16 protein-coding genes are annotated in these 20,908 nt (G+C 60.7%); 5 read left to right on the plus strand and 11 right to left on the minus strand.

The window, feature by feature from the left end; all coding sequences use genetic code 11:
* Nucleotides 1-41: 41 nt before the first annotated feature.
* Together C8N42_RS04570 and C8N42_RS04575 are read right to left on the minus strand one after the other, a co-directional pair.
* Nucleotides 42-788, minus strand: coding sequence for a hypothetical protein (locus C8N42_RS04570; protein WP_107815356.1), 747 nt, complete (start codon nt 786-788; stop codon nt 42-44).
* A 68-nt stretch (nt 789-856) separates the two neighbouring features.
* Nucleotides 857-3,370 (minus strand): penicillin-binding protein 1A, encoded by a 2,514-nt coding sequence (locus tag C8N42_RS04575; protein WP_107815357.1) that lies wholly within the window; start codon nt 3,368-3,370, stop codon nt 857-859.
* Nucleotides 3,371-3,570: 200 nt separating this feature from the next.
* Here C8N42_RS04575 and C8N42_RS04580 point away from each other — a divergent pair, with 200 nt between their 5' ends.
* Together C8N42_RS04580 and C8N42_RS04585 are read left to right on the plus strand one after the other, a co-directional pair.
* On the plus strand, nt 3,571-4,179 hold the full coding sequence (locus C8N42_RS04580; protein WP_107815391.1) for a class I SAM-dependent methyltransferase: 609 nt from the start codon (nt 3,571-3,573) through the stop codon (nt 4,177-4,179).
* A gap of 156 nt (nt 4,180-4,335) precedes the next feature.
* Nucleotides 4,336-4,980, plus strand: coding sequence for a ZinT family metal-binding protein (locus C8N42_RS04585; RefSeq protein ID WP_107815358.1), 645 nt, complete (start codon nt 4,336-4,338; stop codon nt 4,978-4,980).
* 34 nt (nt 4,981-5,014) lie between these two features.
* Here the strand turns inward: C8N42_RS04585 and C8N42_RS04590 are convergent, their stop codons facing one another.
* Nucleotides 5,015-6,244 carry an N-acetylmuramoyl-L-alanine amidase gene (locus tag C8N42_RS04590; RefSeq protein ID WP_107815359.1) on the minus strand — a complete coding sequence of 410 codons (1,230 nt, stop codon included), beginning with the start codon at nt 6,242-6,244 and terminating at the stop codon, nt 5,015-5,017.
* Nucleotides 6,245-6,319: 75 nt separating this feature from the next.
* Nucleotides 6,320-7,480 carry a pyridoxal phosphate-dependent aminotransferase gene (locus C8N42_RS04595; protein ID WP_107815360.1) on the minus strand — a complete coding sequence of 387 codons (1,161 nt, stop codon included), beginning with the start codon at nt 7,478-7,480 and terminating at the stop codon, nt 6,320-6,322.
* Between the two features lie 58 nt (nt 7,481-7,538).
* Here C8N42_RS04595 and C8N42_RS04600 point away from each other — a divergent pair, with 58 nt between their 5' ends.
* Together C8N42_RS04600 and C8N42_RS04605 are read left to right on the plus strand one after the other, a co-directional pair.
* The gene (locus tag C8N42_RS04600; protein ID WP_170109204.1) at nt 7,539-8,888 is read left to right on the plus strand and encodes a M48 family metalloprotease; all 1,350 of its coding nucleotides are present in this window, start codon (nt 7,539-7,541) and stop codon (nt 8,886-8,888) included.
* A 6-nt stretch (nt 8,889-8,894) separates the two neighbouring features.
* Entirely contained in the window at nt 8,895-9,662 is a 768-nt protein-coding gene (locus C8N42_RS04605; protein WP_107815361.1) for a DsbA family protein, read from the plus strand.
* Between the two features lie 87 nt (nt 9,663-9,749).
* On the opposite strand, the gene ispG is transcribed toward C8N42_RS04605, so the two are convergent.
* The 3 genes from ispG to hemA all read right to left on the minus strand — a co-directional run bounded on the left by ispG (nt 9,750) and on the right by hemA (nt 13,526).
* Nucleotides 9,750-10,877: a flavodoxin-dependent (E)-4-hydroxy-3-methylbut-2-enyl-diphosphate synthase gene (gene ispG / locus C8N42_RS04610; RefSeq protein ID WP_107815362.1), complete on the minus strand. Its 1,128-nt coding sequence runs from the start codon at nt 10,875-10,877 to the stop codon at nt 9,750-9,752.
* Between the two features lie 101 nt (nt 10,878-10,978).
* Nucleotides 10,979-12,187 (minus strand): helix-turn-helix domain-containing protein, encoded by a 1,209-nt coding sequence (locus C8N42_RS04615; protein WP_107815363.1) that lies wholly within the window; start codon nt 12,185-12,187, stop codon nt 10,979-10,981.
* A gap of 109 nt (nt 12,188-12,296) precedes the next feature.
* Nucleotides 12,297-13,526, minus strand: a complete 1,230-nt coding sequence (gene hemA / locus C8N42_RS04620) for a 5-aminolevulinate synthase (protein ID WP_107815364.1) — start codon at nt 13,524-13,526, stop codon at nt 12,297-12,299.
* A 261-nt stretch (nt 13,527-13,787) separates the two neighbouring features.
* On the opposite strand from hemA, the gene C8N42_RS04625 reads away from it, so the two are divergent.
* The gene (locus C8N42_RS04625; protein WP_107815365.1) at nt 13,788-15,173 is read left to right on the plus strand and encodes a dipeptidase; all 1,386 of its coding nucleotides are present in this window, start codon (nt 13,788-13,790) and stop codon (nt 15,171-15,173) included.
* A 311-nt stretch (nt 15,174-15,484) separates the two neighbouring features.
* On the opposite strand, the gene C8N42_RS04630 is transcribed toward C8N42_RS04625, so the two are convergent.
* The 4 genes from C8N42_RS04630 to C8N42_RS04645 all read right to left on the minus strand — a co-directional run bounded on the left by C8N42_RS04630 (nt 15,485) and on the right by C8N42_RS04645 (nt 20,704).
* On the minus strand, nt 15,485-15,703 hold the full coding sequence (locus C8N42_RS04630; protein ID WP_245889959.1) for an RND transporter: 219 nt from the start codon (nt 15,701-15,703) through the stop codon (nt 15,485-15,487).
* A gap of 229 nt (nt 15,704-15,932) precedes the next feature.
* On the minus strand, nt 15,933-16,469 hold the full coding sequence (locus C8N42_RS04635) for a chemotaxis protein CheD (RefSeq protein WP_107815367.1): 537 nt from the start codon (nt 16,467-16,469) through the stop codon (nt 15,933-15,935).
* A complete protein-coding gene (locus C8N42_RS04640; RefSeq protein ID WP_107815368.1) occupies nt 16,466-17,515 on the minus strand; it encodes a protein-glutamate methylesterase/protein-glutamine glutaminase in 1,050 nt (349 codons plus the stop codon). The genes C8N42_RS04635 and C8N42_RS04640 overlap by 4 nt, the downstream gene beginning before the upstream one ends.
* A 42-nt stretch (nt 17,516-17,557) precedes the next feature.
* Nucleotides 17,558-20,704, minus strand: coding sequence for a methyl-accepting chemotaxis protein (locus C8N42_RS04645; RefSeq protein WP_107815369.1), 3,147 nt, complete (start codon nt 20,702-20,704; stop codon nt 17,558-17,560).
* Nucleotides 20,705-20,908 lie beyond the last annotated feature (204 nt).

Genomic DNA, 20,908 nt, shown 5'->3' on the forward strand with positions numbered 1-20,908 from the left:
CGGACCGGGCCCGGCACGATCACAGAACGGTCAAAGACAGATCAACCCGTGCGCTCGTGCTTTTTCAGGCCCTTCTCGATCCAGTTGAGCGCGAATTGCGCAGGTCCACGGATGCCCGCCTCCGGCGCATCGGGGCGATCCTGTTGCACATGAGCGTTCTGCATCAGGCTTTCCATTACATGACGCGCACGTTTGAGTTGATCCACTGTTAGACGTGGCGGGGTGTTATGGGTGACATCCGACAACACAGTCTTATGCACCGCCGAGGCGAGGCTCCAGACTGTCTTGAAACGTAGCCCCTCCAGCTTCGGGTCCGCCGCGATCCGCGCGATGCAGTCAATCAGCGCATCGAAACTGCCGGTATCGCGCCGCTCGCGCAGCATCTCGGCGGCGACGAAAATCTCTTCGGGGGTAGCTCCGGGTTTCAGCCCCTCGCGCACCGGTGACAAATTGTCCAGTTCGCGCGCCCGGTGATGCACTTGCTGACGCACCACCTGAAGCACATTCGCCCCAGCATCGGCATCGAATTCATTGTAAAGGCTGGAAAGCCGCGTGTTCTCCGCCTCAAGTTCCTCGACCTGCGCTTGCGTGGTTTCGAGCTTTTCCTCGACCTTACGCAGCTTGATCTCGAATTCGCCGATTTTGGCGCTTTCGACATTGCGCGTCAGTGCATCGAGTTTTTCCGGGTGACGGATCAGCCAGATCACCACGCCGCCAAGCAAAAGCACCCAGAGCGGCACGTATTCGGTAAAAAGTTTCAGGTATTGGAAAAAGACATCGTTCTCCATGGCAAACCTCAAGGCATTCAATCAATGCCCCGAGGATAGCACAGAATCGCAGCCCGACCTAACCCGCTCTAATAGAGCCCGCCCGACGAGAGCGAGTTGATTGTCGCCTTCTCCGGCACGGTGATGGTGCGCCCGGTCGAGGTCTGGACCTCGCGCGTACCGTCTTCGCTATCGCTCTCGCCCGCCGAGAACAGCGGCAGGTCGGCCCCCATGGCGAAACCGCCATCATAGGTCAGACCGAAGATCGGCTCTTCGCCATCGCGGAAATATTCCGCCACCACGTTCGGACCGGAGGCATCGTCGCTGAGGCGCGCGCCGGTATAGCGGTCGATCTTGATGAAGTGACCGCCCGGCGGCACCTTGAATTTCCCGCCGCCGTATTTCTTCACCGCTTCCTGCATGAAGCTGTTGAACACCGGGCCGCAATAGCCGCCGCCCGAAGCCCCCCGCATCGCGCGCGGCGTGTCGTAGCCGATGTAGCAACCGGCCACGATGTTCGAGGTAAAGCCGATAAACCACGCATCCTTACCGTCGTTCGTCGTCCCGGTCTTGCCCGCCACCGGCACCGGCAGGTTGACCTTGCCGGCGGCCGTACCGCGCTGCACCACGCCCTGCATCATCGACGTGAGCTGATAGGCAGTGATCGCATTAATCATGCGTTCACGGTTCGAAACGATCCTGGGGGCGACGCCGGGATCGAGAGAGGCCACCTCGCAATCCTCGCAGATGCGGGCGTCATGGCGATAGATCGTGCGGCCGAAACGGTCCTGCACCCGGTCCACCAGTGTCGGCTCCACCCGCTCACCGCCATTGGCAAACATCGCATAGGCAGAGACCATCTTGAACACGGTGGTTTCCTCGGCCCCCAGAGCGGAGGCGAGATATTGCCCCATATGGTCATAAACGCCGAAGCGTTCGGCATAGCGCGCCACCGTGTCCATGCCAATCTCTTGCGCGAGACGGATGGTCATGAGGTTCCGCGATTGCTCGATCCCGGTCCGGAGCGGTGTCGGACCGTAATATTTGTTCGACGCGTTCTTGGGCCGCCAGACACCTTGCGGTGTGTTCACCTCGATGGGCGCATCGACGATGATCGTCGCGGGGGTAAAACCACTGTCCAGCGCAGCCGCATAGACGAAGGGCTTGAAGCTCGACCCCGGCTGGCGCGTCGCCTGCGTCGCGCGGTTGAACACCGAGTGCTCATAGGAAAAGCCGCCCTGCATCGAGATCACGCGACCGGTGTTGACGTCCATGGCCACAAAAGCGCCCTCGACCTCCGGCACCTGACGCAGGGTCCAGCGGATCAGATCGCCCTCCCCGTTATCCCCCGAGGTCATGCGCCGGATATGCACTACGTCGCCACGGGAGAAATTATCGCGGAAACTGCCCTTGATCCATTTGATGTCCTCGCGCGGCACCGAAACCTCGCCAATGCCATCCTCGACCATCACGGACATGGAGCCGTCACCGATCTCATTGACAACACCGACATACCATGTGCCGTCGAGCGTGATGTCGCGTGCCACGCGTACACCGGCCAGCGCCGCTTCCCATGAGCCGTCATCGAGTGTCGCCGGATCAATGGTCTTGCCGGTGCCGCGCCAGAGCCCCCGCGAACGGTCGAGTTCCTCCAGACGACGTTGCAGGGAATGGGCCGCCACCGTCTGCATCTCCGGGTCCATGGTGGCGCGGATCGACAACCCGCCCTCGAAGAATTCCTCCTCGCCGAAATCCTTCGACAACTGACGGCGAATTTCATCGGTGAAATAATCGCGCGGCGGCAGGGTTTCACGGTAAGACGGGTAATCGCCGGTCTGCACCGTCTTGATCGGCTTCTCCCGCGCCGTCTCGTATTCTTCCTGGCTGAGATAGCCATTCTCGTACATCTCGCGCAGCACGTAATTGCGCCGCTCCAGCGCGCCGTCATAGTTCTTCGCCGGATTGTAGGAATAAGGCGCCTTGGGATGGATCGCAAGGAAGGCGGCCTCTTCCGGCGCAAGTTCCGTAAGCGTCTTGTTAAAATAGCTCTGCGCCGCCGCCGTGACGCCAAAGGAGCGCACACCGAGGTCGATCTCGTTGAGATAAAGCCCGAGGATCTGGTCCTTCGTGAGCGTCTGTTCCAGACGGGTGGCGAGGATCAGCTCCTTGATCTTGCGCTCGGCGGAACGTGAGCCGTCCAGAAGGAAGTTCTTCATCACCTGCTGCGTGATGGTGGACGCGCCGCGCAGCGGGCCGCCCTTGGCCGCCGTCAGCGCCGCAGAGGCCATGCCCCGCAGGTCATAGCCGTGGTGTTTGTAGAAATTCTTGTCCTCCGCCGAGATGAAGGCGTTTTTCACCAGATCGGGGATTTCCTCCGGCGGCGTGTAGAGGCGGCGCTCCTTGGCGAACTCGTCGATGATCCTGCCCTCGCCCGAATAAATGCGGGAGATCGTCGGGGGCTGGTATTGCGCCAGCGCCTCGTGGTTCGGCAGATCGCGCCCGTACATCCAAAAGATACCACCGATGACGATGGCCAACAGCAACAACCCCGTGGTGATCCACGAGAAAATCGTCCCGAAGAAGGAAAGGATGAATCTGAGCACTGAGGTTTCCTGCAATCGTTCCCACACCCATGCGCCCCGCTGACTCGCTGTCACGGGCACATAACTTGCCCCTCCTTATACAGGGACGGCGCGTTGGTCAAAACATCCCCGGCCAGATCGCGCGCAATTGTGAGCAGAAAGACGCCACCCGTGAACGGTCCCGCTTGTCGCCTCCCGCGCGCGGGCCTATGTCGCGTGACATGAAACCAGAAGACATCCTTCCCACCTACGAACGTCAGGCCCGCGCCTTTGACCTTGCACGCGAGAAAACCCTGTTCGAGCGGCCTTGGCTCGACCGGATGATGGGCTATACGCCCCAGACCGGTGGCAAGCGCAATGTGCTCGATCTCGGTTGCGGCTCCGGGCGACCCATTGCGCAATACCTTTCAGACCGGCGTTGCGAGGTAACGGGTGTCGATGGGGCGGCGGCCATGGTGGCGCTGTTTCGGCAGAACCTGCCGCGCGCACGGGCGATCCATGCCGACATGCGGGGGCTCGACCTCGGAGAAACCTTCGATGCGGTCGTCGCATGGGACAGTTTCTTCCACCTCTCGGTGACGGATCAGCGCGAGATGTTCGCCACTTTCGCACGTCACCTGAACCCGCGTGGCACGCTTCTGTTCACCTCGGGCCCCGAGGCCGGTGAGGCAATCGGCAGTGTCGAGCACGAAACCGTCTACCATGCGTCGCTCTCGCCCGACGAATACCGACAGCTTATGGCCGATCAGGGAATGGAGGTCATCGCCTTCACCCCCGAAGATCCGGGCTGCACCGGGCATTCCGTGTGGCTGGCGCGCAAGAGCATCTGAGCGCCGCTTTCCTGTGCGCTGAACGCACGATCCCCCCGCTTTCCCCTTGCCTCCCGGTGGCGATTTCTTTATGCAGGATTTGTTATATTATAACATAACTTTTCATGCATAGCCTCTATACGCCAAGCTCCAACAAACACCCCAAGGAAAGTCCCTATGCACAAGACTACCATCGCTCTGGCCTTTGCTGCCACCTTGGCCTCTGCACTGTCGCTTGCCCCACAGGCACAGGCCCATGATCACAGCAGCCATGCGCACAATCATGATGCCGAAATCTATAAGGGCTATTTCGAAGACAGCCAGATCGCGGACCGTCCGCTGTCCGACTGGGAAGGCGACTGGCAATCCGTCTACCCGCTCCTGAGCGAAGGCAAACTCGACACCGTGATGGCGCACAAGGCCGAACATGGCGACAAGAGCGTCGCCGAATACACCGCCTATTACACCACCGGCTATGCCACCGACGTGGACAGGATCGGGATCGACGGCAACATGGTCACCTTCCATCGCAGCGCCTCTGCCATTGCCGGACAATATAAAAGCGACGGCTATGAGATTCTGACCTATTCGAAAGGCAACCGTGGCGTGCGCTTCATCTTCGAGAAAGTCGCGGGCGATGCAGAGGCCCCGCAATACATCCAGTTCAGCGATCACCGCATTTTCCCCTCGAAGGCCGATCACTACCACCTCTATTGGGGGGATGACCGCGCCGCCGTGCTCGAAGAACTGACCAACTGGCCGACCTATTATCCGGCCGGTCTGAGCGCATCCGAGATTGCTACGGAAATGATGGCGCACTGAGTGCGATCCCGAGGAGGGCGTGGCTGCGCCCTCATCATTTCCTCAACTTGTCCTGAAGCGAGATCTCTTCGTCTTCCCAGCTCGACAGCGCATCGCGGATGGCCCAGGCGGCTTTCGTCCGCCAGGCCGGGTCCTTGAGTCTGGCGCGATCCCTGGCCGAGGACAGGAACCCAAGCTCGATCAGCACCGAGGGCATGTCTGGCGCTTTCAGCACGGAGAACCCGGCTTCGAGCCGCGGGCGTTTGTGCATGCCGACGCTCTCTTCGAGATACTGCACCAGAGTATCCGCCAGCCGGTCGGTGCGCGGGATCGTCTCGGTCCGCGCCATGTCCATCAGTACGGTGGCAATCACATCATCCTGCCCGGTCAGATCAACACCTGCGAGCAAATCTGCCCTGTCATGCCGTTCGGCAAGCTTTTGCGAGGCCGCATCTGAGGCGCGTTCGGCCAGTGTGTAGATCGTCGCCCCCTCCGCGCGCCCTTCGGCGATGGCATCGGCATGGAGCGACAGGAACACATCCGCCTCCGCCTCCCGCGCGAGCGTCAGACGGGTCTCCAACGGGACAAACACATCCTCCGTCCGGGTCAGCGTGACCTCAAAGCCCCCCGCCCGATTCAGCACATCCTGCAATTCGCGCGCGAAGGTCAACATCAGGTCCTTTTCCCGCACCCCGTCGCGCTCCGCCCCCGGGTCGATACCGCCATGACCGGGATCGAGCACCACGCGCAGCGGTCCGTCGCCGAACTTGCGCGTTGGCACGGCCTTGGGCGCATCCTCGCCCGACGGGCGCACCAGCATCGCGTCAGGCGGCGTGCCCGTACCGAGCGCAAACTCGTCTGACGCAGTCGGATCGAGGTTGAGCGTCAGCACCGCCCCCTTGTCGTCGCGGCTCATCTCCGCATGGACCAGCGCATAGGGTTCTGCGAGATCCATCACCATGCGCGACCAGCCGGGGGTGAAGCCACCGACCCGCACTCCGGTAATCCCTTCGGCGGTGTCGAACGCCCCGGTATCGAACCCGGTCCAGTCGACTTCGGAAAAATCGACGACCATGCGGCGGGGATTGTCGAGGGTGAAGATGCGAAACGGCACCGGCTGGCTCAGGCGCAGCATCATTTCGATGCTGTCGCCCTGATCGACCAGCGCCGACGCCGCGCTGTCGGCACGCGCAAGCGCCGTCAGCCCCCCGGATTGCCCCTGCGCCATACCCGGCGCGGCAATCAAGGTGGCCAGAAGAAATACTGCCGTTTTGAAAATCCGCATTACAGCCCCGCTCTTTACCACAACAAAGGTTAACTGCTTCGCCCCGGCCTGCCTATGGGACAGATGCAGCACTGATCAAACTGTGAAGGCGCCCAAACTCCGCGCCGCCATGAACGCCCCGAGCCGTTTCAACCCCCCGCGAATGTCCTCGGTCGAACGGGCATAGGAGAAGCGCAGCGTCTGCGCGCCGCGCACCGGATCGAAGTCGATCCCCGGCGTCACCGCCACGCCCGCCTCGGCGAGTATCGCGTCGCAGAAGGCCTTGCTGTCCTCCGTGTACGCCGACACATCGGCGTAGATGTAGAACGCCCCGTCCGGCGGCGCGATCTTGTCGAAGCCGATCTTCGGCAGCTCTTCGAGCATCAACCGGCGGTTCTCGGCATAGACATCGACCATCGCCTGACATTCCTGCCGCGCTTCGAGCGCACCGAGAGCGGCGACCTGCGAGGCATGGGGCGGGCAGAGGAAGAAGTTCTGCGCGATGCGTTCGATCACCCGCACGTGATCCTCCGGCACAACCATCCAGCCGATGCGCCAGCCGGTCATGGAGAAGAATTTCGAGAACGAGTTGATGACATAGACATCGTCCGACAGTTCCAAAGCCGTGACCGCCCGGCCCTCGTACTGGATGCCGTGGTAAATCTCGTCGGAGATGAAGGCGATGCCCTTGTCGTGGCAGGCCTCAATCAGCGCGCCCATATCCTCATGCCCGAGCATGGTGCCGGACGGATTGCCCGGAGAGGCCACGATCAGCCCGTCGATCCCGTCGGGAATTTCTTCGGGCACGGGTTGCAGGCGGTTCTCCATCTTTGTCGGGATGCCTACTGGAGTGATGTCCAGTCCCGTGAGAATCTGGCGATAGGACGGATAGCCCGGCTCGCCCATACCGACCTTTGCCCCCGCATCGAAAAGCGCCGTGAAGGCGAGGATGAACGCGCCCGAAGACCCCGGCGTGATCACCACACGCTGCCAGTCGAGGCTGACCCCGTACCAATCCCGATACAGCGCTGCGATTGCCTTGCGCAGCTCCGGCAGACCGAGAGCCACCGTATAGCCCAAAGGCTCCGCCTCCATCGCTTCGGCCACCCGCGCCCGCGCTTTCGAAGGCGCACCTGTGGAGGGCTGGCCGACCTCCATATGGATGATATGCCGCCCCGCCTCCTCGGCCGCCCGCGCCGCCTCCATCACATCCATCACGATAAAAGGATCGACCACGGATCGTTGGGAGGTTTTCATGAGACGGCTCCTGTGTTTGACTTCGGCCAACCCATGCCAGCCACCGGAAGGAATTGCAATGCGGCGGATCGCGATCAGGACCCTTGCGGTTGCGCTCATGATGGCGCTGAGCTTCGCCGCCCTGCCGCGGGAAGGTCATGCCGCGACCATCCTGCGCGACCCGGACATCGAATATGCACTGAACCGTCTGGCGGGACCGATCTATGACGCGGCGGGCCTGTCGTCACAGCGCATGAAGATCATCATCATTCAGGACGACAGCCCGAACGCCTTCGTCGCCGACAACCAGCATATTTTCCTCCATTCAGGGCTGATCCTGCGTCTTGAGAGCGCTGCGCAATTGCAGGCCGTGATCGCCCACGAAGTCGCCCATATCACCGGCGGCCATATCACCCAGCGCTACGGTCAGGCAAAAACCGCCTCCACCATCGCAGGACTTGGCCTGTTGCTTTCCGGCGCGGTGATCGCCGGGACCGGCAATGGCGAGGCGGCGGTGGGCCTCGCCATGGGCATTTCCGGCTCCGCGCAACGCGTGCTCAACGGCCATTCGCGCGCGCAGGAAGCCTCCGCCGATCAGGCCGGCATCCGCTATATGGCCCGCGCGGGTGTGCCGCCGCAGGCCATGCTCGACGTGCTCGACATGTTTCGCGGTCAGGAAGTGCTCTCGGTCCAACGTCAGGACCCGTACACCCGCACCCATCCCCTAAGTCGCGAGCGTCTGCGCGCGCTCAAGGGCTATGTCGCGGCGACCCAAACCGTCGCCCCGCCCGATCCGAATGCCGACTATTGGTACGCCCGCGCCCGCGGCAAGCTCGAAGCCTTCATCCGCCCGCCCTCTTTCACACTGCGCCGAGTGAAGGCCTCGGATACATCCGACATCGCGCTGATGCGCCGCGCCGTGGCGCTGCATCGGGTGCCGAAACCGGCGGAGGCAATCGCTGCCATCAACACGCTTGTGGCACAGCGCCCGAAGGACCCGTATTACGCCGAACTTCAGGGACAAATCCTGCTCGAAAGCCGCCAGTTCGACGCCGCTGTCGCCGCCTACGGTCGTGCCGCCTCTCTCGCGCCATCCGAGGCGCAAATCCAATCGGGCCTCGGTCGCGCGCTTCTGGCGCGGGGGCGCGATGCCGATCTCAAATCCGCGATCAAGGCGCTGGAAACCGCACGCGGGCGCGATCCCTACGACACGGTGCTGTTGCGCCATCTCGCCACCGCCTATGCCCGTACAGGTCAGGAGGCAATGGCCGCGCTCTGCGCCTCTGAGGCCCATGCCTTGCGCGGCGATTTCAAGGCCGCCCTGCCGCTTGCGAAACGCGCCTCTGCGGCCTTGGGTCACGGAACTGTAGGGTGGAACCGGGCACAGGATGTGATAGACGCCTCTGAACAGGCCCTCAAACGGAGATAGACCAACATGCCTTTTGCCAAAGCCTTTACCCGCCTCGGGGTTGCGGCGCTTTTCACCGCTTCCACCGCGCTTGCGGCCAATGCTTTTGACATGGCTGAGATGACGGATGCGGAGCGCGAAGCTTTCCGCGCCGAGGTGCGCGCCTATCTTCTCGAAAATCCCGAAGTGCTGATGGAAGCCGTGGACGTCTATCAGCAGCGTCAGGCCGAGGCACAGGTCGCCAATGACGCCGATCTGATCGCCGCCTATGCCGGACCGATTTTCGACGACACCAACGATGCGGTCTATGGCAACCCAGATGGCGACATCGTCATCGTCGAATTCTCCGATTACCGCTGCGGTTATTGCAAGAAGGCCTACCCCGATGTGCAGGCGCTTCTGGAGAAAGACGGCAACATCAAGCTGATCGTCAAGGAATTCCCGATCCTCGGCGACGCCTCCGTTCTGGCCGCGCGCTTTGCCGTGGCGACCAAACTGGTCGAGGGCGACGAGGCCTATCTCAAGCTGCATGACGAGCTGATGCAGTCACGCGGCGATATTTCCGAGGGCGCGCTGCGCCGTCTCGCCAATGGGCTGGAGATTGACGCGGACAAGGTGATTGCGGAGATGGAAAGCGATGCGGTGACGGCGATCCTCGCCCAGAACCATCAGCTCGCCACCGCGCTGCAAATCTCCGGCACGCCGGCCTTCATCATGGGAGACCAGATGCTGCGCGGCTATGTGCCCTATGACGGCATGGTCGAGATCGTCAAAGAGGTCCGCGCCAGTCGCTGAGCCGTTATCTATGCCCTGAAATGAGAAACCCCGCCGGTTTGGCGGGGTTTTTGAGTATTTCGGCCATCAGAAAATCCGAAAGGACGATTATTCCGCCGCGTCCTGCGCATTGGCGGCCTCAAGCTCCGCGGCTTTTTTCTCGACCTGTTCGACGATATGCTCGATCATGCTCTCGTTTGACATTTTGTGGTCCTGTTTGCCGCCCAGATAGACCATGCCGTGACCTGCTCCGCCGCCAGTCCAGCCGACATCGGTCATCAAAGCCTCGCCCGGCCCGTTCACCACGCAACCGATGATGGAAAGGCTCATCGGCGTCTTGATATGCTCAAGGCGCTTTTCCAGTTCCTCCACGGTTTTGATCACGTCAAAGCCCTGACGCGCGCAGGACGGACAGGAAATGATATTCACACCGCGATGGCGCAGACCCAGAGATTTCAGAATCTCATAGCCGACCTTGACCTCTTCGACCGGATCGGCGGAGAGCGACACGCGCAGCGTATCGCCGATACCCATCCAGAGAAGCTGGCCCATACCGATGGCGGATTTGATCGTGCCGGACATCAGCCCGCCCGCCTCGGTGATCCCGAGGTGGATGGGCGCATCGGTGGCCTCGGCCAGTTGCTGATAGGCGGCGGAGGCCATGAAGACGTCGGAGGCTTTCACCGAAATCTTGAAATTGTGGAAATCGTTGTCTTCGAGGATTTTGATGTGATCCATGCCGCTTTCGACCATCGCGTCGGGGCACGGCTCACCGTATTTCTCCAGAAGATGCTTTTCGAGCGATCCCGCATTGACGCCGATACGGATCGAACAATTGTGATCCCGCGCCGCCTGAATCACATCCTTGACGCGTTTCTCATCGCCGATATTGCCCGGATTGATGCGCAGACAGGCCGCGCCCGCCTCCGCCGCCTCGATGCCGCGCATGTAATGGAAATGAATGTCAGCGACGATGGGCACCGGGCTTTCGCGGCAGATTTCCTTGAGCGCGGCAGAGCTTTCTTTGTCCGGCACGGAGACCCGCACGATGTCGGCGCCCGCCTCGGCGGCGCGGATCACCTGATCCAGCGTCGCCTTGACGTCATGGGTCAGCGTGTTGGTCATGGTCTGCACGGAAATCGGCGCATCGCCCCCCACGGGCACATTGCCAACCCAGATCTTGCGACTCACACGACGGTCTATGTTGCGCCAGGGACGGACAGGGTTGTGCGACATGGGAGCCTCTTTTTGCGAAACGCGTTTGAGCCTTTAGATAGGCTTCTGCACTCTGGGGAGCAAGCACGCTTCGCCTGTTTTACCGGCCTTTGGCCTGCGACTTATTCCGCGTTTTGTGCGACGCGGAACATTTCCGCGACGCTGTCATTTGCGGCCAGATCGACGGATTGGTAGCTGTCCGATACGTCGGCAACAGAGAGCGCGACATTCTTGACCACTTCGCCCGATGCTCCGACCGGGCCAAAGGCCTGACCGTTCACGGCGAAATAGAGGCCTCCGCCATTGCCGGTCCGCAGCACAGGCGCCTGTTCCATCGCGGGCACGACATAGCGTTCGCCCGCATCGAGGATTTTCTCGAAAATCACCGAGCCATCGGCAGCCTGCACCCGGACCCAGGACGGGCGCACCGCCACCAGCACAAGCTGCGGCGCATCCCCGGCGGTGACCTGAACCGGCGTGCCGTCCGTCCCGGACAGGGCCGCATCGGCAATCAGGTTGGACATATCGTCGAGGATCGCTTCGCGCTCGGCGGCCTGAGTTTCGCCTGCAAGCGCACCCACGCTGCGCGGATCGAGCGTTGCAATCGGCCCGTCACGCGGCACCAGAACCGGCACGTCGAGCGCCTGCGGACGATAAAGACGATCCAGCGCTTCGGCCGAGGGCGTGGCAAGGCTCACACTTTCGTCCATCCCGGCCACAACCGTCCGATCACCGCCCAGCGGGGCCACTTCGGAAATCACGCCGGGGGCCTGATCCACAGGGGCGAGTTTGACCTTTTGAATTTCCTGCAACACGGTCCAGCCGCCGTAGCCGATCACGCCCAGAAGCGCGAGCAGCACCGCAGAAGAACCCAGCGCACCCGGTTCGATTCGGGAGAAAAAGCTTTGCCCACGCGGCACGAAGGGCGCATTGGGATCGGCGAAAGGATCGGACACCGTGGTTTTTTGTGCCGTTTTGGTCGGCCCTTTGCGCTTGCTCGACGCCTGCGGCGACATCCCGTGAACAACGGCAAAACCGCTCTCCTGACAGAAACGGGAAAACGCCCAGTCGGGATCGAGATCGAGATAACGGGCATAGGAGCGCACGTAACCTGCGATGAAGCCCTGGGTTTCGAAAACGGAGGGGTCGGCATTCTCGATCGCGGCGATATAGGTCGCCTTGATCTTCAGCTCACGCTGCACGTCGAGAAGGGATTTGCCGATGGTTGCGCGTTCACCGCGCATGATGTCCCCGAGTTTCAGCTCGAAGTCATCAAACCCACGAGGATGTTCCAGTTCCTCGACAGGTGGTTTGCTCCACCGCCCGATCATGAGCCTGCCCCAAGTTGATCCTGTCCCAATGGGGTTCCTGACGATTCGCCGAAACCCCTTGGAACAGTGTTACCACATGCTCAAACCGACCGCACAGCAGATATGCGTTTCAGCCGGCCAATTCGGCACGATTCAGCGCACAGTGGCTCCACAAAGCGTCAAGAGCCTTGATCAGGTGATCCATCTCGTTCGGACCGTGCACCGGCGAGGGCGTAAAGCGCAGCCGCTCGGTCCCGCGCGGCACGGTCGGGAAGTTCACCGGCTGCACATAGATACCATACTGTTCAAGCATCATGTCCGACATCAATTTCGTGTGTTTCGGATCGCCCACGATCAGCGGCACGATATGCGAACCGTTATCGGTGATCGGCAGACCGAGGCCTTTGAGACGGGTCTTGAGGATTTTCGCCTGGGTCTGATGCGCTTCGCGCAGTTTCACACCACCCTCGCCCTTCAGGAAAGCGATGGAGGCCGCAGCGCCTGCGGCCACCGCCGGCGGGATCGAGGTCGTAAAGATGAACCCCGGCGCATAAGACCGTATGGCATCACACATTTTCTCGGAGGCTGCGATATAGCCGCCGAACACACCGAACGCCTTACCCAGTGTGCCGTTGATGATGTCGATCCGGTCCATCAGACCGTCACGCTCGGCCACACCGCCACCCCGCGCACCGTACATGCCCACGGCATGCACCTCGTCGAGATAGGTCAGCGCGTTGAATTCGTCGGCGATGTCGCAAATCTCTCTGATCGGGCCGAAATCGCCATCCATCGAATAGACCGACTCGAAGGCGATCAGCTTCGGCGCTTCCGGATCGTCGGCGGCCAGCAGCTCGCGCAGGTGATCGAGATCGTTGTGGCGGAAGATACGCTTGGCGCCGCCGTTGCGGCGGATGCCTTCGATCATCGAAGCGTGGTTCAGTTCATCGGAATAGATGATCAGCCCCGGAAACAGCGTCGGCAGGGTCGAAAGCGTTGCGTCATTGGCAATATAGGCCGAGGAGAAGACCAGCGCGGCTTCCTTGCCATGAAGATCGGCCAGTTCGGCTTCGAGACGTTTGTGATAGACGGTGGTGCCCGAAATGTTGCGCGTGCCGCCGGAACCGGCGCCGGTGGCGTCCACGGCTTCCTTCATCGCGGCGATCACAACCGGGTTCTGCCCCATGCCGAGATAATCGTTGCCGCACCAGACGGTGACCGGCTGTTCGTTGCCATCGGGGCGGGTCCATGTGGCGTGCGGGAATTGCCCGCGCTTGCGCTCGATGTCGATGAAGGTGCGATAGCGCCCTTCGTCGTGCAAACGTTGGATCGCCTCGTCAAGCTTCGCCGTGTAGTCCACTTTTTATCCTTTCGCGCGTCTCAGGTCTGCCTCTTTTAGCGGCACAAAATGAAAATTGCGACTCATATTCACATTTCGCAAGATAATGCCGCGACCAGACCCCTGTCAGTGCTGAGTAAGCCTTGTCGTACCCCGCCCTTTTAGAATGACTAAAAACCCCTTCTGAATGATCTATGTCAACCCGTGCTCGCGACTGGACACCAGGTTTCAGAAGCGTAAGCTGCGGCAAAACATCCCGAGCACGATCAAAGGTTTCCGATAATGAACACACGTCTCGATCCGGTGCTGTCGCGCATCGACGCCGATCTCGACCCTGCCCTCGAACGGTTGATGACATTCCTGCGCATCCCGTCGATCTCCACCGACCCGGCGCACAAGGCCGATTGCAGGACTGCCGCGGAATGGCTTGTTGCCGATCTGAAATCCCTTGGCGCCGAGGCCGAGCTTTGCGACACGCCCGGTCATCCGATGGTCTGGGGAAAGATCGGATCAGGCAGCCCGCACCTCTTGTTCTACGGTCACTATGATGTGCAGCCGGTCGACCCGCTGTCGCTTTGGGATCACGATCCTTTCGCGCCCTTCATCGAGGAGCGTGAGACCGGAAAGGTGATCCGCGGACGCGGCGCATCCGACGACAAGGGCCAGCTCATGACCTTCGTCGAGGCCTGTCGCGCCTGGATCGCCGAGCATGGCACTCTCCCCTGCACCATCACCTTCTTCTTCGAGGGAGAAGAGGAAAGTGGCTCGCCCTCGCTCATCCCCTTCATGGAGGCCAACAAGGACAAGCTCGCGGCCGATCTCGCCCTGATCTGCGACACATCCATGGTTTCGCCGGGCGTGCCCTCCATCGCCTCGCAACTGCGCGGCATGCTCAAGGACGAGTTTACCCTGATCGGCCCGTCGATGGACCTGCACTCCGGTCATTACGGCGGCCCGGCACTCAACCCGCTGCGGGAAATCTCCAAAATTATCGCAAGTTTCCACGACGATCAGGGCCGCGTCACCGTCAAGGATTTCTACGACGGCGTCGAGGAAGTCTCTGCTGAACAGCTCGCGCAATGGGAAAACTGCGGTTTTGACGAGAAGGATTATCTCGGAAACGCTGGCATGACGGTGGCCCATGGCGAGGCTGGCTATTCCACGCTGGAACAGCAATGGGCACGCCCGACGCTTGAGATCAACGGGCTCTGGGGCGGCTATCAGGGCCCCGGCTCGAAAACCGTGATCCCCTCGGAAGCGCATTGCAAGATCACCTGCCGCCTTGTCGGCCAACAAGACCCCGACAAGATCCGTGAAAACCTTCACGCCCATGTCGAGGCCCGGCTACCGGTCGATGCAAAAGTGGTCTGGGATCAGGACCTCGAAGGCTCGCCCGCCGCCGTGATGAACACCGCGCGTCCCGAATTCGAAGCCGCACGTCAGGCGCTCTCGGACGAGTGGAACCGTGAGGCGGTGTTTGCCGGCATGGGCGGTTCGATCCCGATCGCGGGTTTCTTCACCACCATTCTCGGTCTCGATTCCATGCTGGTCGGCTATGCCGACGACGACGACCGCATTCACTCACCGAACGAGAAATACGGGCTGAAGAATTTCCACAAAGGTATCCGCTCCTGGGCCCGCATCCTCGACGCGGTATCGAAAGCCTGAGCGGTGCCCGCAGTCTGGCGGAAACCAAGCCTTTTGGGATCACTCCGGAACGCCCCGCAGCGTTCCGGAATTTGCTGAGGATCAAAGTGTATCGCAGCGTCCCGCATGGACCACGAACGAATTGCGCCGCTTCAGCCATGCGACAGAACCTCAAACATGCGCTTTGGGATAATGCAGGTTGACGCGCTGCGCGTCCGACATGCTGCAACCAATGTCTCCAAGACCTTGGTTTTGAAACCGAAGCGCTTTTCATGACGCATGCGACACGCCACAAGTATCGGCGCGGCCAGCTCCCCCAGACGCAAAACACCTCAGCCTTCCGCCGGTCTCTCCCCGCGGATCAGCTTCACGACCAACAGAACCCAGGGCAGCCCATGCATCGCCAGATCGAAAATGTCGATCAGTCGCGTGAGCGTCCCGGAGGCAAGCATCTTCAACTTCTCCCAGATATGCGGCTCCGGCACGAAAGGCGCGAGGCCAAGCGTGAGCGCCACCAGAACGAAAGTCGACAAGGGAATGGAATCGATCATCTTCATTCTCCTTTCCTGCCTGTCTTTCTCGCCCGGTCCAAGGCGTTTCTCATACACACCGGCTGTCGGCATACCCCTGGGGCATAACAGGACGCACCCGAAAAGCGAGCACACACCCGAAAGCCTGACTCCCACTCATCTCAGTTTTCATTTTCTCAGCGAAAAGGCCTCCCCCAAATCGGGTCGCCACGGCGAACAAACACACCAAGCCTCTCCGCAAAACCCGCTTTCAGAACAGTTCCAGATCGCTCGTTTGCTCCGTCACCGGCACAATCTCCACAACCAGCGATGCATCCGGGACCAGTTTTTGCCGGGCTTTCCCCAGAGCAGGCATGAATTCGACCCGACGCGCCAGCGTCCCGCCAAGGCTTTGGCCGTCACAGGGAATGTTCTCCCGCGCGAGATAGGACAGAACGAACATGCCATTCTGGGTTCCGGCATCAGTCAGGCCCTTGTACATTTCCGCGCCGCCAAACACCTTGGCCCTGAGCCGTTCGCGCCTGGCACCATGGCGGACCAAGCTGTTGATCAAAAGCTCCATGGCATGCGCACCGAACGAACTGACATCGCTGCGCATGGCTGGACCTTCGGGCAAAAGAAAATGGTTCATTCCCCCGATCCGCGCCACGGGATCCCACAGGCAAGTGGCCACGCAGGATCCGAGAATGGTGGAAATCACCACCTCTTCGCCGTCCCCGATCGCATATTCCCCTTGGGCAATATAAGTTCGGTTGCCAGCGTTCTGCTTCTCGGAAATCGCCGTCATGACGCCCCCACATGCACCGGGCTTTCGCATAGACGCAGGATTTCGTCGCCAAACACATCGAGATCGGCCCATTGTTCGACCCCGCCAAGCTCTCCGGCCACACGTGGCATGCCGAAAACGATGCAGCTTTCCTCGCTTTGCCCAAGCGTTCTGGCTCCGGCGCTGCGCAGCGCGGCCATGCCTTCGGCTCCGTCGCCCCCCATCCCGGTCAAAATGCCCGCCACCACACACTGCGCTATCGGTACGGCCGAGAGGAACATCGAGTCGACGGAGGGTCTGTGTCCGGAGACCGGCGAACCTTCATGTAGCCTGACCCGCAGACCGACAGGGCCATCGACAGGGCCACAGAGATTGAGATGAGAGGCGCCTCCGGGCGCGATCATCACCTTCCCCGGTTCCAGTTTGGCCCCATCACTTGCCAGCCCGACCCTGGGCGCGACCAGAGTATCGAGGCGCGCAGCAAAGCTGACCAGAAACGGCTCCGGCATATGTTGCGTGATCAGAGTCGGCGGACAATTCGCCGGGAATCGCTGCAAAATGCGTTCGATCGCATCCACGCCCCCCGTCGAGCCGCCAATCAGGCAAATCCTTTGAAAATTCCTTTCTCTATCCGGTTGCGGTCGGGGCAGCAGAGCACTGCGCGGAGTGGGAAGGCGCGCCCGCGCCGCCAGAACCACCATGTCCGAGAGTTTCGAAAAGTTTTTCAGCCCATCCCCGAACCTTGGCTTTTCCACACAGTCGACCGCGCCGAGGGCCATGGCCTCCACCGCAACATCGCTGCCATGGTGCGTCAGGGTCGAGACCATCACCACAGGCATCGGCCGATGCCGCATGAGGCGTCTGAGAAACTCGATCCCGCTCATGTTCGGCATCTCGACATCGAGCGTCATCACATCGGGGCGATACATGTTTACCGCGTCCCGAGCTTCGCGCGCCGTCGTCGCCTCGGCAACCACGTCAAGGCGTGAATCTGCCTCAAGGATCGAACGAATGAGACGACGCATCGTGGCCGAGTCGTCAACAATCAGAACACGTAGCGGTTTCAAACCAATCTCCTTTTACCGGCCCGGGCGCCGCACGCAGGTGGATCAGAAATCTTCCCAGTCATCTTCGACCGGCGACGCCACCGGGGCGGGTGCATTGACGACCTGTTTAACGGGCGACCTAAGAGGTTGGCGTTCTGGCTCATATCCCTCCATGGCTCTGATCTCCACCGACTTACTCATGCTGCGTTTGAAATCCACCTGAACAGGCGCGAGGGGCTCAGTCTCTGCATTCTGAACTGTGCCGATCGCAAATCTCGACGTGGTCACATTCAGGTTTTCCGCTTCACGGGTCAAAGCATGGCTCGCGGCCGTGGTCTGTTCGAACATGGCAGCGTTTTGTTGAGTCACCTGATCGAGTTGGTTCACGGCCGCGTTGATTTCCGCAAGACCTGCGGACTGCTCCCGCGAGGAAACTGCAATTTCCGACACATTGTGAGAAATTTCGGACACCGACATCACGATGCCGCGCAATGCCTCGCCCGTCTCACCCACCAGACTCACGCCACGTTTCACTAAGATACCGGATTTCGAGATCAGATCGTTGATCTCACGCGCCGCCTCGGAAGACCGCTGCGCCAGGGCACGTACTTCGGAGGCCACCACCGCGAAACCGCGCCCCGCTTCCCCCGCACGAGCGGCTTCGACACCGGCGTTCAACGCCAAAAGGTTGGTCTGGAAGGCGATATCGTCGATCACCGAGGTGATCTTGGAAATCTGGTCGGAAGAGGTTTCGATCTGACTCATCGCCTCGACCGCTTCCTGAACCACTTTACCGGAGGCCTCGGCATCGGCCTTGGCCGTATCGACCATTTCGGAGGCCTGTTTCGCCCCGTCTGCGGCCGAGCGGACCGAGGACGTCAGTTCATCGAGCGCCGTCGCGGTTTCTTCGAGCGTTGCAGCCTGTTTTTCGGTCCGGCGCGACAGGTCGTCCGCCGCGTTGGAAATCTCGGAGGCCTCGCCTCGGATCATATCGGCATTCTCGACCACATTACGCATGGCCGAAAGCAGGTTTTCAATGGCTTGGTTGAAATCGCCACGAAGCGTTTCGTATTCGGCGGAGAATTTCTCGTCGATACGCGAAGTCAGATCGCCCTGCGCCAGTTTCTTGAGACCGACCCGCAAACCTTCGACGACCCGATCCTGTTCCGCTTTCATTCGCTCGCGTTCGGCTTCCGCCGCCGCGAGAGCCGCCTGACTCTCGGTGATATCGGACCCCAGGAGGATGATACGGAAGGGGCGCCCGGAGGCATCTTTCACCGGGCTGAAGGTCCCTTCGAGGAGGGAAATGTTGCCCTCCTTGTCAAGCAGTTTGAACCGTCCGTGGATACTCTCTCCCTTGTTCAACCGCTCCCAGACATCGCCACGCTCAGCCGCCAGTTTCGCATCGAAGGCGAAAATCGCCTCATGGCCGCGACCGACCAGATCGGACGGGGCAACCCCCAACATGCGCGCAAAATTCGCATTGGCTTTCATCAGACGCCCGTCGATACCGAACTCCGCCTTGGACTGGTTGCCATCGAGCGCGGTGATGACGGCCTCGTTGGTGCGAATGTCCGTGACATCCTTCCACTCCATCACGCAACCTATCTGTTCGCCATCGAGATCGACCACTGCGTTGACGTCCAGAGCGAAATGCACATCGCCTATCTTCATATCCGTCGAAAAGGGCATCCTGCCCGTGTCGGAGAGGATCGCGCGGATGCGATGCGGGTCCTTATGGAAAACGTCGATATTCTGCCCGACGATATGGTCGGCGTCGAACGCGCCAAACATTTCACGGAAAAGCGATTCATTCTTCTTGAGTAGCGCATGCACGGCTGAGTTCGTATAGGTGATCGTGCAATCCTGATCGACCATCATTAAGGCCGCCGAGGACCCCTCGAACGCGGCTCCTTTAAAAAGACCGTCCCGCGTGGCCCGGTCCGCACGTCCGAGCGCATGGCGGAAATCGTCCAGAGCTCTGGCGATCTGTCCGATTTCATCACCACGTTCGACGCCGGGCACATCCACGGAATAATTGCCTTCCGACACGGTGCGCATCGCTGCCTCCACACAGGTCAGCGGACGCGAAATCGTCCGGGCGATTAGATAGGCGATCAGAGCGACCAGAGCGGTCATGACAGCCCCCTGCCACATCATGGTCCGGGCCAGTGTCGTCGCAGGTTCCAGAATTTCCTCGATCATCTGCTCCGCGATCAGGCCCCAGGTCACGCCGTGATATTCGACCGGAAAAAACGCCGCGAGATGTTCATGAGGCTTGCCGTCATCAATCTCCAAATCCATCTCACGCAGGAGACCCGTTTCTCCGGCAATCACACGTTTGGCGGACTCCATGCTCAACGCGACATTGAGAATCTCATTTCCACTCCCATGGATCGTGTTGGAACGCAGGAAAAGATCGGAACCGACCAGATAGGAATCACCGGTTCTTCCAAGCCCCGTCGAACGCGTCGTGATCCGGTCGATTCGGTCGATGGGCATCTGGAAGGCGATCACGCCCCGCGTCTCTCCACGCCGGTCCAGAACCGGAGCCGCAAGGAAAGCCGCCGGAGCGCCATGGGACGGCGCATATTTTTCGAAATCGGCAAAGAAGATGCCTGGACCTTCCGCCGCAAGAGACTGTTGCAGGACCGTTCCGAGCCCCGTGTCGGCATAGTCCCCGTGCAGAAAATTGGTGGCGTAGTCCTGTTCCTTGAACACCGAATAGATCAGATCTCCGGAAAGCGAGAATACGAAGACATCGTAATAGCCCTTTTCCTCGACCAGATTACGGAAATATCCGTGATAAAGCTTGTGAACCTGACTGTAGGCCGAGCCATCCTGTGCGTAATCGAGCCGTTGCCTGAACCCCGGATCGTTGGGGTTGCGGTCGATATACCATTCCTTGAGATAAGCCGTGCGGTCGCCCTCCAGCGCCTCCCAAGCCTCCCCGAAGCCCCGGATGGCCGAGAGCACCGTCGGGTTTTCCGCCTGACTGCGCAGATCAATGTCGATCCCGTCCAGCCAGCTCTCCAACTCAAGCGCACGCGCCTCCGCCACGGTCATCAGCGCATCTTCCGCCTCTCCGAGCAAAGATTGGGACGCATTGCGATAGGATACGAGGTTCGCAATCGCGATGGTCACAACGGTCAGGCCGATCATGATCGCCGGCAGCTTTTTCGCGAGTTTGATCCTGCTAAAAAAATTCATCTCATATCTCCAGGCATCGCATCCCGCAGAAGAATTTCGGGATCAACGATGTATCGGTCCGCTTTCAGGCACAGCTGCCCCTACATCACGATCCATGCCGCCAAGGAGTGAATCTATGGACGCCCCCTGCGCAAGGTGTTTTTCAACTTCGGTCCCAACGGCATTGGATGCGTGAATCTATCCGGCCTTTTGCGAAGCTTACCT

The sequence above is a fragment of the Celeribacter persicus genome (genome assembly GCF_003050785.1).
Taxonomy (GTDB): Bacteria; Pseudomonadota; Alphaproteobacteria; order Rhodobacterales; family Rhodobacteraceae; genus Celeribacter; species Celeribacter persicus.

Excerpts from the sequence above, each read along its gene's own strand:
- C8N42_RS04570 (WP_107815356.1), bottom strand. The coding sequence starts at position 788 with ATGGAGAACGATGTCTTTTTCCAATACCTGAAACTTTTTACCGAATAC.
- C8N42_RS04580 (WP_107815391.1), top strand. The coding sequence starts at position 3,571 with ATGAAACCAGAAGACATCCTTCCCACCTACGAACGTCAGGCCCGCGCC.
- C8N42_RS04585 (WP_107815358.1), top strand. The coding sequence starts at position 4,336 with ATGCACAAGACTACCATCGCTCTGGCCTTTGCTGCCACCTTGGCCTCT.
- C8N42_RS04590 (WP_107815359.1), bottom strand. The coding sequence starts at position 6,244 with ATGCGGATTTTCAAAACGGCAGTATTTCTTCTGGCCACCTTGATTGCC.
- C8N42_RS04595 (WP_107815360.1), bottom strand. The coding sequence starts at position 7,480 with ATGAAAACCTCCCAACGATCCGTGGTCGATCCTTTTATCGTGATGGAT.
- C8N42_RS04600 (WP_170109204.1), top strand. The coding sequence starts at position 7,539 with ATGCGGCGGATCGCGATCAGGACCCTTGCGGTTGCGCTCATGATGGCG.
- C8N42_RS04605 (WP_107815361.1), top strand. The coding sequence starts at position 8,895 with ATGCCTTTTGCCAAAGCCTTTACCCGCCTCGGGGTTGCGGCGCTTTTC.
- ispG (WP_107815362.1), bottom strand. The coding sequence starts at position 10,877 with ATGTCGCACAACCCTGTCCGTCCCTGGCGCAACATAGACCGTCGTGTG.
- C8N42_RS04615 (WP_107815363.1), bottom strand. The coding sequence starts at position 12,187 with ATGATCGGGCGGTGGAGCAAACCACCTGTCGAGGAACTGGAACATCCT.
- C8N42_RS04625 (WP_107815365.1), top strand. The coding sequence starts at position 13,788 with ATGAACACACGTCTCGATCCGGTGCTGTCGCGCATCGACGCCGATCTC.
- C8N42_RS04630 (WP_245889959.1), bottom strand. The coding sequence starts at position 15,703 with ATGATCGATTCCATTCCCTTGTCGACTTTCGTTCTGGTGGCGCTCACG.
- C8N42_RS04635 (WP_107815367.1), bottom strand. The coding sequence starts at position 16,469 with ATGACGGCGATTTCCGAGAAGCAGAACGCTGGCAACCGAACTTATATT.
- C8N42_RS04645 (WP_107815369.1), bottom strand. The coding sequence starts at position 20,704 with ATGAATTTTTTTAGCAGGATCAAACTCGCGAAAAAGCTGCCGGCGATC.